This window comes from Haloarcula sp. CGMCC 1.2071 (assembly GCF_037078445.1).
GTDB classification, from domain to species: Archaea; Halobacteriota; Halobacteria; order Halobacteriales; family Haloarculaceae; genus Haloarcula; species Haloarcula amylolytica.
In genome coordinates, this window is record NZ_JAYMGY010000050.1 from 1 (window position 1) to 981 (window position 981).

A 981-nucleotide genomic window follows, 5' to 3' on the forward strand; every position below is an offset into this window, starting at 1 on the left:
CGCTCTTGTGAAGCACGTTGTTGATTTTTAGAGGGCGGCGTTGAGAGCATGTTTGAGCGCTTCGTCACCTGGTTTTCTGTAGAGTTCACAGCGGAGCTGAAAGGCTCGGAGATACGGCGTTAGCTTGTCTTTTGACACTCCTCGGTGGGGCGAGAGCCACCGTCGCGTCAGCGACGCGTGGCTCTCGCAGGTGTTGACGTGGATATCGCCGTCAGCGTACTCTCCGTCGCCGTGGACGACATATTTGCGGGTGAATGCGTCGTCTTCTTCGAGCGGTTCGTACGCTCGAAATCCGTCCGTATAGACGGTCAGCGACTCCTCATCGTGGTCAGAAAGCAGGAGTCGAATGGTCGATTCGTCGGCGGATTTCGCTGGCACGACGTACCGATCGTCCGAGCCACGATCGACCAGCGTGAACACCGGCGGTTTGTCGCCATCGTACGATCCTCGCCCACGCGTAGACAGGCCACGCGAGCGCGACTCCTGGTCGCGCTCGCGGCCTTTGAGGCCGGCAGAGACGTACACTTCGTCGATTTCGACCGGTCCAGACAGTGTGGTCGAAGGCGCGTCGAGCGCGCTGGCAAAGCGCTCGACGCGCCGTCTCACCGTTCTGTACGAGAGATCGAGTTCCGCCTCGATTTGGCGAATACTCGTGTTGAACCGTAAGAATACGTAGATCGTGAAGTACCACTCTTTCAGCGAGAGCTTCGAGTGAGCGAAGATCGTGTCAGTCTTGTCGTTGAACGTCCGACCGCAATTCTTACACAAATACCGTTGATACTCTCGATAGCTGCCGTTTCTGACCGTCAGGTCAGAACGGCAGCGGGGGCACTCGACACCATCACGCCAGCGAACCTGTTGGAGCAGGTCCGCTGCAGCCGATTCCGACACGAATCGACTTATTGGGAACATATCGGGCACCGCTGGCGCGGTGCCCTTGCCCTCTTCGACTTTCAGCCGCAGCTCTCGCTATCAACAATC

General features: G+C 58.1%; 1 protein-coding gene. It reads right to left on the bottom strand.

The features are described from left to right. Window positions 1-27 precede the first annotated feature (27 nt). On the bottom strand, window positions 28-912 hold the full coding sequence (locus VI234_RS21150; RefSeq protein WP_336331225.1) for an IS1595 family transposase: 885 nt from the start codon (window positions 910-912) through the stop codon (window positions 28-30). Between the last annotated feature and the right edge of the window lie 69 nt (window positions 913-981).

Coding starts and splice junctions, on each gene's coding strand:
- VI234_RS21150 (WP_336331225.1), bottom strand. CDS start 912: ATGTTCCCAATAAGTCGATTCGTGTCGGAATCGGCTGCAGCGGACCTG.